Annotated in this window: 16 protein-coding genes; 5 read left to right on the top strand and 11 right to left on the bottom strand. The window is 33.1% G+C overall.

The window, feature by feature from the left end; all coding sequences use genetic code 11:
- Positions 1-27: 27 nt before the first annotated feature.
- The 6 genes from ACTU6T_RS08000 to trmB form a co-directional block, all read right to left on the bottom strand.
- Positions 28-1,089 (bottom strand): NAD(P)/FAD-dependent oxidoreductase, encoded by a 1,062-nt coding sequence (locus ACTU6T_RS08000; RefSeq protein WP_460220752.1) that lies wholly within the window; start codon positions 1,087-1,089, stop codon positions 28-30.
- Between the two features lie 214 nt (positions 1,090-1,303).
- A complete protein-coding gene (locus ACTU6T_RS07995) occupies positions 1,304-1,546 on the bottom strand; it encodes a NifU family protein (protein ID WP_460220718.1) in 243 nt (80 codons plus the stop codon).
- Positions 1,547-2,686: an Mrp/NBP35 family ATP-binding protein gene (locus tag ACTU6T_RS07990; RefSeq protein WP_460220717.1), complete on the bottom strand. Its 1,140-nt coding sequence runs from the start codon at positions 2,684-2,686 to the stop codon at positions 1,547-1,549. It lies immediately after the preceding gene.
- A gap of 159 nt (positions 2,687-2,845) precedes the next feature.
- On the bottom strand, positions 2,846-3,175 hold the full coding sequence (locus ACTU6T_RS07985) for an MGMT family protein (protein ID WP_460220716.1): 330 nt from the start codon (positions 3,173-3,175) through the stop codon (positions 2,846-2,848).
- Positions 3,175-3,804, bottom strand: coding sequence for a LysE family transporter (locus ACTU6T_RS07980; protein WP_460220715.1), 630 nt, complete (start codon positions 3,802-3,804; stop codon positions 3,175-3,177). The genes ACTU6T_RS07985 and ACTU6T_RS07980 overlap by 1 nt, the downstream gene beginning before the upstream one ends.
- Before the next feature lie 2 nt (positions 3,805-3,806).
- Entirely contained in the window at positions 3,807-4,481 is a 675-nt protein-coding gene (gene trmB, locus ACTU6T_RS07975) for a tRNA (guanosine(46)-N7)-methyltransferase TrmB (protein ID WP_460220714.1), read from the bottom strand.
- 87 nt (positions 4,482-4,568) lie between these two features.
- On the opposite strand from trmB, the gene ACTU6T_RS07970 reads away from it, so the two are divergent.
- On the top strand, positions 4,569-5,624 hold the full coding sequence (locus ACTU6T_RS07970; protein ID WP_460220713.1) for a glycosyltransferase: 1,056 nt from the start codon (positions 4,569-4,571) through the stop codon (positions 5,622-5,624).
- Here the strand turns inward: ACTU6T_RS07970 and ACTU6T_RS07965 are convergent.
- Positions 5,598-6,641, bottom strand: a complete 1,044-nt coding sequence (locus tag ACTU6T_RS07965; RefSeq protein ID WP_460220712.1) for a sensor histidine kinase — start codon at positions 6,639-6,641, stop codon at positions 5,598-5,600. The genes ACTU6T_RS07970 and ACTU6T_RS07965 overlap by 27 nt on opposite strands.
- A complete protein-coding gene (locus ACTU6T_RS07960) occupies positions 6,641-7,324 on the bottom strand; it encodes a response regulator (RefSeq protein WP_460220711.1) in 684 nt (227 codons plus the stop codon). The genes ACTU6T_RS07965 and ACTU6T_RS07960 overlap by 1 nt, the downstream gene beginning before the upstream one ends.
- Before the next feature lie 240 nt (positions 7,325-7,564).
- Between ACTU6T_RS07960 and ACTU6T_RS07955 the strand changes: the two genes are divergently transcribed.
- From ACTU6T_RS07955 to ACTU6T_RS07945, 3 genes are all read left to right on the top strand, one after another.
- On the top strand, positions 7,565-9,214 hold the full coding sequence (locus tag ACTU6T_RS07955; protein ID WP_460220710.1) for a T9SS type A sorting domain-containing protein: 1,650 nt from the start codon (positions 7,565-7,567) through the stop codon (positions 9,212-9,214).
- A 71-nt stretch (positions 9,215-9,285) separates the two neighbouring features.
- Positions 9,286-10,266 (top strand): LuxE/PaaK family acyltransferase, encoded by a 981-nt coding sequence (locus ACTU6T_RS07950; protein WP_460220709.1) that lies wholly within the window; start codon positions 9,286-9,288, stop codon positions 10,264-10,266.
- Positions 10,267-10,296: 30 nt separating this feature from the next.
- The gene (locus ACTU6T_RS07945; RefSeq protein ID WP_460220708.1) at positions 10,297-10,746 is read left to right on the top strand and encodes a YHS domain-containing (seleno)protein; all 450 of its coding nucleotides are present in this window, start codon (positions 10,297-10,299) and stop codon (positions 10,744-10,746) included.
- 88 nt (positions 10,747-10,834) lie between these two features.
- Here ACTU6T_RS07945 and tyrS read toward each other — a convergent pair whose 3' ends face one another.
- Positions 10,835-12,127, bottom strand: a complete 1,293-nt coding sequence (gene tyrS, locus ACTU6T_RS07940; protein WP_460220707.1) for a tyrosine--tRNA ligase — start codon at positions 12,125-12,127, stop codon at positions 10,835-10,837.
- Between the two features lie 86 nt (positions 12,128-12,213).
- On the opposite strand from tyrS, the gene ACTU6T_RS07935 reads away from it, so the two are divergent.
- Entirely contained in the window at positions 12,214-13,239 is a 1,026-nt protein-coding gene (locus ACTU6T_RS07935) for an NAD-dependent epimerase/dehydratase family protein (protein WP_460220706.1), read from the top strand.
- On the opposite strand, the gene ACTU6T_RS07930 is transcribed toward ACTU6T_RS07935, so the two are convergent.
- Both ACTU6T_RS07930 and ACTU6T_RS07925 read right to left on the bottom strand, forming a co-directional pair.
- Positions 13,209-13,694 (bottom strand): DUF4296 domain-containing protein, encoded by a 486-nt coding sequence (locus ACTU6T_RS07930; RefSeq protein ID WP_460220705.1) that lies wholly within the window; start codon positions 13,692-13,694, stop codon positions 13,209-13,211. The genes ACTU6T_RS07935 and ACTU6T_RS07930 overlap by 31 nt on opposite strands.
- Positions 13,691-15,037 carry a dihydroorotase gene (locus tag ACTU6T_RS07925; RefSeq protein WP_460220704.1) on the bottom strand — a complete coding sequence of 449 codons (1,347 nt, stop codon included), beginning with the start codon at positions 15,035-15,037 and terminating at the stop codon, positions 13,691-13,693. Before ACTU6T_RS07925 ends, ACTU6T_RS07930 begins: the two co-directional genes overlap by 4 nt.

Here is a 15,037-nt window from a genome sequence, read left to right as displayed (position 1 = left end):
TAGATACTACTTAAAGTGATATTTAGTTTATTCTATTTTTTTAACGACTGCTTTAGGAGCTTCTTTTCTAGTACCATCAAATCCATCAATACCACTTACAGTTGTATATTTTAACACATAGCGTTTACCTGGATTTATAATCTGGTAAGCCGCTTGACACATTAAAGTCGCTTCATGAAATCCGCATAAAATTAACTTTAATTTTCCTGGATAGGTGTTCACATCGCCTATCGCAAAAATACCTGGGATATTTGTTTGATAATCTAACGCATTGTTGACTACAATGGCATTCTTTTCTATGTTTAAACCCCAATTAGCAATTGGTCCTAATTTAGGTGACAATCCAAATAGAGGCACAAAATGATCACATTCTATTTCAAATTCTTTTTCGATATGCTGAGCCTGTTTAACAACCACTGCTTTTACTTTTCTATCACCAACAATACCAATAACTTCAGCGGGCGTAATTAAGTTAATCTTATTCTCATTCTTTAATTCTTGAACTTTCTCAACAGAATCGAGATGTCCGCGAAATTCATTACGTCTATGAATTAAGGTCACTTCACTAGCTACATCACTTAGAAAGATACTCCAATCTAACGCAGAATCTCCTCCTCCAGCTATAACCACTTTCTTATCTCTATAAATCTCAGGATCTTTGATAATGTACTCTACACCAACATCCTCAAAATCTGAAATATTATGAATAAGAGGTTTACGAGGTTCAAAACTACCCAATCCACCTGCAATAGCAACTACTGGAGCTTGGTGTTTAGTCCCTTTATTCGTAGTAACAATAAACATACCATCATCTTGTTTATCTATAGTTTCGGCGCGTTCTCCTAATGTAAATCCTGGTTCGAATTGCTTACACTGTTCTAATAGTTTATTGGTTAAATCACCAGCAAGAATTTCTGGATATGCAGGAATATCATAAATTGGTTTTTTGGGATAAATCTCAGAGCATTGTCCGCCAGGTTGTGGCAATGCATCTATTAAATGACATTTTAATTTGAGAAGACCCGCTTCAAATACGGTAAATAATCCTGTAGGGCCTGCGCCAATTATGAGTATATCTGTTTTAATCATTTTATGTGTCTTCATAAACTTTGCAAGGACAAAGTTCTCATAATAAAATACTTTATTTTATGATTTTTATCAGTCTGCGTGAAGCATTACTCATCCATTTCTATTTTAACAAATCTGAAATCGTAAACACTTCGTATTTGAGACTCTGTTTAAGCTCCCCTGATTATAATCGGGAAGCGAGTAGTGAAGGCCTGACCTTAGTGGTCACACCCAACTAAACCTCAATATTAACGACTTGTTCTATTTGAGGAGCATATTTTTTGATGGTCATTTCTACACCCGATTTAAGTGTCATTTGGTTAACACTGCAACCAACACAGGCACCTTGTAATTGTACTTTCACCAACTTATCGTCTTCAATAGACAATAATGAGATATCACCTCCATCACTTTGCAAAAATGGTCTTATTTCCTCTAATGCTTTTTCTACGTTGAGTCTTAATTCTTCTGTACTCATCTATTTTTTATTTACGGCTGAACATCCAGCCATGGTCGTTATTTTAATTGCTTCTGTTGGTGGTAAATCATCATTACGCCTCACGACCTCTTCAACCACATTTTGAGTTAATTTCTCAAAAGCAAGCTCTAAAGGTGTTGCTGATTGTAATGCTGCTGGTCTTCCAACATCACCTGCTTCTCTAATACTTTGTACTAAAGGCAACTGTCCCAAAAATGGCACTTTTAAATCATCTGCAAGGTGTTTAGCTCCTTCTTTTCCGAAGATATAATATTTATTTTCAGGTAGCTCAGCTGGTGTAAAGTAAGCCATATTTTCGATAATACCTAACACAGGTACATTGATGCTATCTTGTTGAAACATTGCAACACCTTTTTTGGCATCGGCCAATGCAACATTTTGAGGTGTGCTTACAACCACTGCTCCTGTAATAGGAAGGGATTGCATAATGCTTAAATGAATATCTCCAGTACCAGGAGGCAAATCGATGAGCATAAAATCAAGTTCGCCCCAAGCTGCATCAAAAATCATTTGATTTAATGCTTTTGCAGCCATTGGTCCTCTCCAAACAACAGCTTGATCTGGTTTAGTAAAAAATCCAATAGACAATATTTTGACGCCATAGTTTTCTACTGGTCGCATTTTAGATTTTCCATCGATATTAACAGCTAATGGCCGTTCTAATTCCACATCAAACATAATAGGCATTGAAGGTCCATAGATATCGGCATCTAAAATTCCTACTTTAAATCCCATTTTAGCCAAAGTCACTGCAAGGTTTGCTGTAACTGTAGATTTTCCTACACCTCCTTTTCCAGAAGCAACGGCAATGATGTTTTGTATACCAGGAATTGCTTTACCTTTTATAACATTAGGAGCAGATTTTACTGCTGCATCAACCTTTACATTCACTTTTATTTTTGCCTTTTCATACACCAAATCATGAATGGTTTTCATGATTTCAACTTCTGTTTTCTTTTTGGCTTGTAAACTAGGGTTTGTAATCGTAATATCTACAATAACCTCATCTGCAAAAGTGACAACATTTGTCACCGCACCACTCTCTACCATATTCTGACCTTCACCAGGTGCTGAAATAGATTCGAGTGCCTTAAGTATATCTTGTTTATTTAACTTCATAGTCTGTTTTAATCATTTAGAATGATTCTAAATGCAAAGGTACTTAATAATGCTTGAAGTTTAAAGTCTTAGGATTGCTATTTCTTATAGTGAGATTTGGGAAGGTTATTGGCATAAAAACATCCTATTCATTTCAATTTAGCTAATTGATATTCAGTATTATAATTCCTTTGCAGGATCCCAATAAATCGCATCAAAATCTTGAATTTGATTATCAATAACAGCAATACCTTCATTTTCTAAAAGTTGTTGCATTAAGTAGGTGCCATCAAAATGATGTTTTCCTGTAAGCAACCCTTTTCGGTTAACAACACGGTGGGCAGGGACATCTTTCCCAACAGAACCATTCATTGCATACCCAACCATTCTCGCGCTTCGTTTTGCTCCTAAATAATTAGCGATAGCACCATAGCTAGTGACCCTTCCATAGGGTATTTGTCTAGCAACATTATACACTCGGTCGAAAAAATTGAGAGTTTCTGGTTTCATTACATATCCATTATAATATTAATCAAGGTGATGCCAGCAACAATACCAGTAATGGCACCAATGAGATAATTCATGTTTTTTTGCGATGTGAATTTTTTATTCTTGATTTTATCAAAAAAGAAAATATAAATATATAGCATCACAAATGTTCCCATTGCAGCACCAGAACAATAGGTTAACATACTTGTAGCATCAAAAGCAAACCAACCAAATCCTGCAATAGTAATTGTCATATAAGCATGGTAGGGAATTGGAAAGACATTAATGGCAGATAAAAATATCCCTTGAAAAAAGCGACTTTTTTTGCTTTTCGCATGAGGTTCAATATTAGGTTTTGTGGTTGCCTTAGCTAATAATAGAAAATAGATAGAAATTAGAACAAAAATAACAAAAGCAACACGTTGCAAAATCTCAACAACGTTATGATGGTTACTCAAGTAACGTGCTAACAATGCAGCAATGTAGGTTTGTAAAAACACGATTAAACACACTCCAACAGAAAATATAATCCCTCTTCCGTATCCCTCTTTAAGACTAACTTTAGCCGCTGTCATATTTAATAAGCCGGGAGGAATAACACCAATAAGCGCTATAATTAATCCGAGAAAAAAGATGACAGTAATATTCAAATCTATTTAATTTTAAATCTAATATACGTAATTGGTTTGTTAAGCTCGAGGTATTGAGATTCATAATAAGTTTGAATGCTAGTCACTTCTTTAGGACTTCCTTCCTGTTTATAAACATTGTGATTTGCATATAACACTTCATGCCCTTCTCCATGTAGAAGCCCAAGTGTATACCCATGCATGAACTCGCTATCAGTTTTAAGATTTACAACACCATCAGGTTTCAAAATGGTTTTATATCGCTTTAAAAACTCAGAATTAGTCATTCTATGCTTAGTTCGTTTATACTTAATTTGAGGATCAGGAAACGTAATCCAAATTTCATCTACCTCATGCTGTGCAAAAGCAAAATCTACAAGTTCTATTTGTGTTCTCAAAAATGCAACATTAGGAATATTATCTTCAATTGCTGTTTTGGCTCCTCTCCAAAAACGTGCTCCTTTAATATCTATTCCTATAAAATTTTTATTAGGGTTCTGTCGCGCAAGTTCAACAGAATATTCGCCACGACCGCAGCCCAACTCAAGAACTAAAGGGTTATCGTTTTTAAATACTTTGGTATTCCAATGACCTTTTAATTGATAATTTGCATTGACTAATTCATCTCTTTTAGGCTGAAAGACATTATTAAATGTCTCATTTTCTTTAAATCTTTTGAGTTTGTTTTTACTTCCCACTTTAAAAATTTAACAATTTCTTATTTTTACTTTCACAGCGGTAAAATTAATGAAACATTTTAAGCTTTAACTTTCTTTTCACTGAAATTGAAAAAACGAATACTTATAGCGCCTTTAAATTGGGGATTAGGTCATGCAACTCGATGCATCCCAATCATCAATAATTTGATACAACATCAATTTGAGCCTATAATTGCGAGTGATGGTAATGCTTTAACCCTTTTACAAAAAGAATTTCCTAACCTTGAATCTATCGAGCTGCCATCATATAACATCACCTATCCAAAAAAGGGTCAATATTTTAAACTAAAGATGCTAAAACATTTGCCAAAAATGTTGAGAGCAATACAATCAGAAAAAAAAGCTACAACTGCTATAATTAAAAACTATAAAATTGATGGCATTATCTCTGACAATCGTTTTGGAGTTCGAAATAAAAATCTGCCTTGTGTATTTATAACGCATCAACTTCAAGTATTAAGTGGGATTACAACTTGGTTAAGCACAAGGTTACATCAAAGAATTATTAAACGCTTTGATGAATGTTGGGTGCCCGATAATTTTGGAGATTATAATTTAAGTGGAAAATTAAGCCATATACCAATTCAAGGTGTTCTTATTAAATATATTGGTCCGTTAAGTCGGTTTACAAAAAGTGAATTACCTATTAAGTATGATGTTATGGTGCTTTTATCTGGTCCTGAGCCACAGCGAACTTTAATAGAACATCTACTCCTAAACGAGTTTAAAAATTATGATGGTAAAGTTGTATTTATTAGAGGTGTTATTGAGCAGGAGCAGCATATTTCAGAAGAACATGGTATGCTCATTTACAATTATATGACTAGTTCACAATTAGAACGGACTATAAATGAAAGTAATTTGATAGTATCAAGATCAGGATTCACGACGCTATTAGATTTAACAAAATTGAGTAAAAACGTATTTTTTATACCTACACCTGGTCAATTTGAACAAGAATATCTGGCAGAACGCTTAACAAAACTTAAATATGCTCAAAGTTGTAAGCAAGAAGATTTTAACATCAAAATGCTTGAAAACACATCCAATTATAAAGGGTTAGGCTCTATAGAATATGAAGTGAATTATAAAAAGTTATTTCGCCTTTTCAAGGGTAAATGAGAATTCGCTACCAACATTAATTTCACTTTCCACATATATTTTTTCGTCATGTGCTTCTATAATATGCTTAACTATAGATAAGCCTAAACCAGAGCCTCCTACTTTACGAGACCCACTTTTATCTACTCTAAAAAAACGTTCAAATAAACGCGGTATATTAGCATCTGAAATGCCTTCACCATTATCGGTTACTCTGACAATAACCTTATTTTTTATAAGATTTTCTATACTAACCTCAGTAGTTCCTTTTTCTTCTCCGTATTTTATAGAATTTACAATGAGGTTTGTTAACACCTGTTGAATACGTTCACGATCTGCAGAAACATATATAGGTGTTGTATAATCCATATCAAACATTAGAGTAATCTTTTTCTTAGCAGCTTTCATCTCTAATAAATCAAATACATTTTGAACCAATTCAACGATATCAAAAGTATCGATGTTTAGTCTCAGATCCCCAACTTCCAATTTGGTAATCATATCTAAATCTTTTACGATATAAATAAGACGTTCTAGCCCTTTATTGGCTCTATTAAGGTACTTTTCACTTACATTTCTGTCATCAATTGCGCCATCAAGTAAGGTTAAAAGATATCCTTGAACAGTAAATAGTGGCGTTTTAAGTTCATGAGACACATTTCCAAGAAATTCTTTACGATATTCTTCTCTTACTTTAAGTGTTTCAATCTCAAATTTCTTGTCTTTGGCATATTTATCAATCTCTTCTGTTAATGTTGCCATATCTGTAGTAATAGGCTGATTGCGCAATGTTGAAGATTCTAACAAGGTTAAATCATCGTATATTTTTTTCACTCTACGATAAATAAAACGTTCAACTCTATACTGAATAACTACAAAAGATAAGACATACGTAAATACAGCAAAAGTTATAAGATAAATAACATCAACAGAATGTAATACATATAAAAAAACACTCGATAAGAGCGTTAAAAAAATGGTGATATACAAAGACGTTTTAAAGGCGAACTTGTATGTTTTTTTTAATTTATTTTGCATCAATCTACAAACTTGTACCCAACTCCTTTAATAGTTTTAAATTTATCATCTCCAATTTTCTCACGAAGTTTTCTAATATGCACATCAATTGTACGACCTCCAACAACAACTTCATTTCCCCAGACCTTATCCAGAATTTCTTCGCGTTTAAAAACTTTGTTAGGTTTTGTTGCTAACAAAGATAATAATTCAAACTCTTTTCTAGGCAATACTAGTTCTTGCCCTTTAATCGTAATTTTGTATTCTTCTCTATTAATGGTAAGATTTCCAATTTTTATAACCTCATCTACTTTCTCTACATCTTTAAGTCGTCTAAGTAACGCCTTTACTTTACTTACTAAAACTTTTGGTTTTATTGGCTTTGTGATATAGTCATCGGCTCCTGCATCAAAGCCGGCCATTTGAGAATAATCTTCTCCTCTCGCTGTAAGAAACGTAATGATAGTTTCGCTTAAATCTGGGAATTTTCTAATTTGTTCACAAGCCTCTATTCCATCCATTTCTGGCATCATTACATCTAAGATTACAAGTTGAGGCTTTTCTTTCTTTGCTTTTTTCACTGCTTCAACTCCATTTTCGGCAGTAATAATTTGATAGCCTTGAGTTGATAAGTTATAACCCACAATTTCTAAGATATCAGGCTCATCATCAACCAAAAGAATTTTAATATCTCTTTTTTTCATTTTTTAAATGGAAACACTTTCGATTGTAAAGATAGGATTAATAACAAAAATTTATACTGACAAATTGATTAATAACATTAAGTTAACCTTGGCAAGTAATTATCAAACATAAAAACATAATTCTCCATCAATGTTATAATAATGTAAAATCCTTATTTATTGGTTAAATTATTCTTGAAAACTACAAAAACTCAGTATATTTGTACGTTAATTTTTTAAACTCTCTTAAACAAGATAATTATGAAAAAACTTTACTTTTTACTATTTACTCTATTTGCACTTACAAGCTATGCACAAAATTTAGCTGTAAATGGTAGTTTTGAAAACTGGACTGCTGGAGTTCCAGATGGCTATACAACTATCGACTTTAGTGACACAGATCTTACTGAAAACACTAATGCCTCGTTTGTTTCTGATGGTACAAGTTCAGCAAGCGTAAATGTACTTACGACAAGTCAAGGCGACACGGACATAAGACAAACTATTGCCTTAACTGGAGGTGTAACATATACAATGAGCTTAGATGTATATGCTACTAACAATCAAGCTAGAGCACGTATTTTTAATGGTTCTGGTTTTAGCCCATCACAATACTCTGATCCAGATGTTTTGAACCAATGGCAAACTATTTCTTTTGAATATACTCCTGCCGCTGACGAAGATTTCGATATGGGAATTCGTTTTTATGATATTTCAGCAAATTGGGTTGATGGGTCTTTATTTTATATAGACAATCTTCAAGTTACTGCTGCTGTTGATCCTAGTATTGCTGTAACATCTCCTGCAGACGGTTCTACTGTTCCTTCTGCTGATGTTGATGTTACAATTTCAGTACAGAACTTTAGTGTAGCTGCAGGTGGAGCCGGAGATGGTTACATTATCTACTCTGTTGATGGTGGTTCATTTACTGATAAATTTGATACTGCTGCACTTAATTTAACAGGTCTTGCCGAAGGTGCGCATTCTGTTGATTTTGAATTAGTTGACAATAGTGGTCAATCATTACCTACAGCAGCTACAGCTTCTGTTAATTTTACGGTATCTACTATCTCTCAAGTTGCTAATATCGCTGCGCTTAGAGCTGGTACTGAAGGTGATTTTTATGAGCTTACTGGTGAAGCTGTGATTTCATATATAGTAACTGACAACAATAGAAACCAAAAATATATTCAAGATGCTACTGGCGGAATTTTAATTGATGATACTGCTGGAACTTTGTCTACAGCTTTTAATATTGGAGATGGTATTACTGGCTTACAGGGACAACTAAGTGCGTTTGCTGGAGTATTACAATTTGTACCTTCTGCAAATGTTGCTACTGCATCATCTACAGGAAACACAATTACTCCTCAAGATGTTTCAGTTACTGACTTTTTAGCTAATGCTGAAAACTATGAAAGTGAATTAATTAGAATTACTAATGTAACTTTTGGTGTCACTGGTGTATTTGAAAACAATACAAATTATGATATCGCTGATGGTCCAGATACAACTGTTGCAAGAGTTTCTTTTGCTGATGAGGATTTAGTTGGAGCTAATATTCCTACGATGACATCATCTGTAATTGGTTTAGGGGCTGAATTTAATGGTACATATCAAGTATTACCAAGATATGTAAGTGATGTTGAAGGAGCTACACTTTCAACTAATGATTTAGATAGCTTATCTTTTTCTGTATACCCTAACCCAACATCAACAGGATTTGTTAACATCGTAAGTGTAAATAACGATGAAACATCTGTTGCTGTTTATGATATCTTAGGAAAAGAAGTGATGAATAAAACATTAACAAACAATCGTTTAAATGTTGCTTCATTAAATACTGGAGTTTACATCTTAAAGATTTCTCAAAATAACGCATCTGTTACTAAAAAATTAGTGATTAAATAAACCGTTATTTTTAACGACTTTAAAAGCGTCTTGATAATTATTATCGAGACGCTTTTTTTATTTTTGTACTAATGATCGATATAGAGCGTATATTTTCTATTTCTTCCGAAGAAGAATTCAATACAATAGCATTTGAAGTTTTTAAATTTCAGTTTGAGCACAATACTGTATATCGTTCATTTTGCGATCTACTATACAAAAATCCAAGTGATGTACTTTCTATTGAAGAGATTCCGTTTTTACCCATACAATTTTTTAAAAGTCATCAAGTTTTAAGCTCAACTAATTCAATTGAAAAAACATTTTCCAGTAGTGGAACAACAGGTGCAATAACTAGTAAGCACCATGTCACCAATATTTCTATATACGAACATAGTTTTCGTAATGCTTTTGAACAATTCTACGGAAATATAAAGGATTATATTGTTCTAGCCTTATTACCTAATTATTTAGAACGTCAAGGCTCTTCACTCATCTACATGGTGAATGACATGATTAAAGCATCAAAACACCCTGAAAGTGGGTTTTATCTCAACAATCTAGATGCACTTGCAAAACAACTCAAAGCTTTAGATTCTGAAGGACAAAAGGTCTTACTTATTGGTGTGTCTTTTGCGTTATTAGATTTAGTTGAACAATCACAATTCAACCTAAAAAACACTATAATTATGGAAACTGGCGGCATGAAAGGTCGCAGAAAAGAACTCGTGAGAGATGAGCTTCATGCGATTCTTAAACAAGGTTTTGGTGTCTCAAACATTCATAGTGAATACGGAATGACCGAATTATTAAGTCAGGCATATTCTAAAGGTAATGGTCTATTTAACTGTCCCAATTGGATGCGTGTTTTAACTCGTGACCCTGAAGACGCACTTACTCTTCAAAAGACTCAAAAAACTGGAGGCATTAATATCATAGATTTAGCGAATATTAATTCTTGTTCATTTATTGCCACTCAAGATTTAGGTCGTGTTTACACAAACAACAGTTTTGAGGTTATAGGTAGGTTTGATTCAAGTGATATTAGAGGTTGTAATTTAATGGTCTTGTAAAGTCTGTAAACTTTAACCGACTACAAGGTCATGAAAACACAAATTTTAACAGTTCTATTGTGCTTTGGGATACTGAACACATTTGCACAATCTATAGACTATAACACCAAAAAAGGCTATGTTGCCAAAGGGTATGATGTTGTCGCCTATTTTAATAATCAAGCTATTGAAGGTAACAAAGAATTCTCAACAACTTATGATGGAGTGGTATTTAAGTTCGTTTCAGAAGGCAACCTCAACACATTTACATCAAATCCTGAACAATATATACCACAATATGGAGGCTATTGTGCTTATGCTATTGCCGTGAATTCAAAAAAAGTGGATATTAATCCAAAAACTTTTGAAATAAGAGATGGTAAGCTTTATTTGTTCTATAATTCTTGGGGCAATAACACTTTAAAAACTTGGAAAAAAAATAATGTGAAAGGTTTACAAAAAAAAGCCGACAAAAACTGGGAAGTAATTAAGTTAGAATGAAAATTCTATGAAAAAGAAACTATTACTTCAATAATAATAGTTGATTGGTTAATGTTAAGCGTCCCATCTCTCGATGGGACGTTTTTCTTTATGCTACCTTAATGATATAAGTATTCTTCTTTCCTTTATTAAGGATAATATACTTCTCATTAATCAAATCATCCTCAGATAATTGATAATCCTCTTTTACTTTTTCTTTATTAACTGAAACAGCATTTTCTTTCAATGCACGTCGTGCTTCACTATTAGAGTCTAAGAAATTAGTTTTTGCAGCCAGAGCTCCTATCATATTTAGTTCAGATAATTCAGCTTTAGAAATTTCTGCTTGTGGCACACCTTCAAACACATCTAAAAACGTTTTTTCGTCTAGTGTTTTAATATCTGCTTTAAAGGTTTTACTGAATAAAATATTTGAGGCTTTTTCGGCATTTTCAAATTCAGACTTAGAATGTACCATAGTCGTAATTTCTTCAGCTAAACGCTTTTGAAGTCCACGTTGATGTGGTGCCTCTTGATGCGTTTTTATAATAGAATTAATCTCATCTTCAGTTAAAAACGTAAAGATTTTGATATACTTTTCGGCATCTTCATCACTTGAGTTCAACCAGTATTGATAGAATTTATAAGGCGAGGTTCTATTAGCATCGAGCCATACGTTTCCACCTTCAGATTTTCCAAATTTAGAACCATCACTCTTCGTTATTAAAGGACATGTAATGGCGAATCCTTTACCTTGAGCAATACGTCTAATTAATTCAGTTCCAGTTGTAATATTTCCCCATTGATCACTACCTCCCATTTGAATACTACAATTATTAGCTTTATATAAATGTAAAAAGTCATAACCTTGAACTAGCTGGTATGTAAATTCTGTAAATGACATCCCATCTGATGATTCTGAAGAGATTCTATTCTTTACAGAGTCTTTTGCCATCATATAATTTACCGTAATATGTTTCCCAACATCTCTAATAAATTCTAAGAATGAAAACTCTTTCATCCAATCGTAGTTATTTACTAAAACTGCTGAATTAGGTGCATTACTTTCAAAATCTAAGAAATGAGCTAATTGCTTTTTGATAGCCTCTTGATTATGACGCAAAGTAGTTTCATCTAATAAATTTCGCTCACTAGATTTCCCTGAAGGGTCTCCAATCATTCCTGTTGCGCCACCTACTAAAGCAAAAGGTTTATGACCACAACGTTGATAGTGTGCTAATAACATTATAGGTACAAGATTACCAATATGTAAAGAATCGGCCGTTGGATCAAACCCTACATAAGCCGAACGCATGGTTTCCATTAAATGTTCTTCAGCTCCAGGCATAGTTTGATGTACCATACCTCTCCATTGCAATTCTTCAACAAAATTCTTTATCATAACCTTTAAATTAGTAATCGTTTCGCAAAGATAGATTTATAGCTCAAAAGACAAAAGACAATTAGAAAAAAGACTAATTTTACACTATGATACTCGTAACAGGTGGCACAGGTTTAGTTGGTTCGCACTTATTGTTCAAATTAGTGAGCAATTCCATACCTGTTAGAGCCATTTTCAGGAGAACTCATAAGCTTGAATCTGTTAAAAAGGTTTTTGGGTATTATACTAATGATATAGAACCTTTCTTCAATAAAATTGATTGGGTTGAAGCAAATATTAATGACATTCCAGCTTTAGAGCTTGCCTTTAAAGATATAACTCATGTGTACCATTGTGCCGCTTTTATTAGTTTCGAACCCGACAAATATCATGAACTGCGTAAAACAAATATTAAAGGTACGGCAAACATTGTTAATCTCTGTATTTCTAATCATATCAAAAAACTCTGTTATGTAAGCTCGATTGCTGCTATTGGCAATGAGCCAAATTCCAATACATTAATCACAGAAAACACCGAATGGAATTCAGAACTGGATAATAGCGTTTATGCGATAACAAAATATGGTGCCGAACTTGAGGTTTGGCGTGGTACACAAGAAGGTGTTGATGCTATAATTGTTAATCCAGGCATTATTTTAGGACCAGGGTTTTGGAAAGGTGGAGGCAGTGGAAGTTTATTTAGACAAATCCACAAAGGCTTAAAATATCATCCTCAAGGGTCATCTGCTTATGTTGATATTTGGGATGTTGTTCATAGTATGATTCAACTTATGGATAGCTCATTTCGAAACGAACGTTATATTGTAATTTCTGAAAATATTTCATTTAAGGACTTTCAACATAAGGTTGCAAAAGCACTCAGTGTAAAACCATCTTATAAAGAAGCTAATTCATTTTTATTAGGATTAGTGTGGCGACTAGATTGGCTCAATCATAAATTTTTTAGGAGGCGAAGAAAGTTATCTAGACAATTAGCTAAATCTATTAACGATAAAGCATTATATGATAACTCTAAACTTAAACGCGATTTAAATTTTGAATTCAAACCTATTGATGATTCAATAAATCAGGTCGTTACATTTTATTTGGAAGACGTATCAACATCTCGATAGTCTTTATAATCTACCTTTTCTTGCTTATCAAGTTTTTTTGTTTTCTTGACTTTTATAGAATCACTTAATGCTCTAATAGAATCTCGTTTTCTTTGTTTATCTTTTTCTTCTTGGTCTGCTAATGCTTTGTATTTGACTCTGTCATTTTCAATTCTCTTTTCTACTCGATCAACAATAGACTCATAGTCTTCAACAAAAAAACCGTAATATTCATTACTCTTTGCAAACTGTAAGCTATCTATTTTATATTTTTCAAAAATGAAATCTTCCGGAAATATACCTTTATCTTCTAAAACCTTTTTATTGGCACCTTTAGCTGCATTTAATATAAACACATCATAGAGTATATTAACCATTTGGTCTTTTGGAATCAAATCGTCTGGCTTTTTGGGTTTCTTTGAAGAATCACAACCAAAACACAATACTACTAAAACACAGATTAGAATACGTTTCATCGGTTAAAAGTTAATCGTTTAGCTGCTTTTACATCTAGTACTTTAAAATTATTATATACTAAAGTACCATTTAAAAATGTATGGGTAATTCTAGATTTAAATGTGGTACCCTCAAATGGGGACCAACCACATTTATATAAAATATTGTCCTTTTTTACAGTCCAAGGACTATTAATATCCACAATCACCAAATCGGCAAAATATCCTGGCTTGATATACCCTCTTTTTTCAACATCAAATAAAATTGCTGGATTGTGAGCCATTTTCTCAGCAATTTTTGGTAGAGAAATTTTGTCTTTGTGATACATTTCTATCATTGCAACCAAAGCATGTTGTACCAAAGGTCCTCCAGAAGGTGCTTTTGTATAACTACTATTTTTCTCTTCTAAAGTATGTGGTGCATGATCTGTTGCAATAACGTCTATACGATCATCTAACAAGGCTTTCCATAATAGATCTCTATCTTTAGCTGTTTTTACAGCAGGATTCCATTTGATATGAGTCCCTTTTTTTGAATAATCCTCATCACTAAACCATAGATGATGAATACAAACTTCGGCAGTAATTTTTTTGTCTTTTAAAGGAATTTTATTGCTAAATAACTTTGTTTCCTTGCCAGTTGACAAATGAAACACATGCAAACGTGCACCTGTTTTTTTTGCAAGTTCGATAGCCTTGGAAGATGATATGTAACATGCATCTTCACTTCTAATTATTGGATGTTTTTCAATAGGAATATCGTCTCCAAATTCATCTATATGGTCTTGTAAATTCTTTCTAATTGTGGCTTCATCTTCACAATGTACAGAAATGACCATATCTGTACTACTAAATATTTTTTCCAGTACTTTTGGATTATCAACCAACATATTTCCAGTAGAAGAACCTAAAAATAATTTCAGACCAGCAACTGTTTTAGGATTGACTTTTAAAATTTCATCTAAGTTATCGTTAGTACCACCAAACATAAACGAATAATTAGCATACGCTGTTTTTGAGGCAATATCAAACTTCTCTTCTAACTTCTCTACAGTCGTTGTTTGCGGATTAGTATTAGGCATTTCAATAAAAGACGTAATCCCACCAGCAATTGCTGCTCTAGATTCAGTCTCTATATTCGCTTTGTGAGTTAAGCCTGGTTCTCTAAAATGTACTTGATCATCAATACATCCTGGAAACACATAATTACCTTCAGCATCAATTACAGTAACATCTGCCGATTTAACACTTATAGACGATGACACCTCTTTAATAATATCATCTTCAATGCGTATATCACCTTCAGTAACTTTACCTTCATTTACAATCCTAGCATTCTTGATAAGTATGGTTTTGTTTTGCAT

This window comes from Psychroserpens citreus, assembly GCF_055686305.1.
Note: the sequence above shows the minus strand (reverse complement) of the source record. Positions and strands in the feature narration are given on the sequence as shown.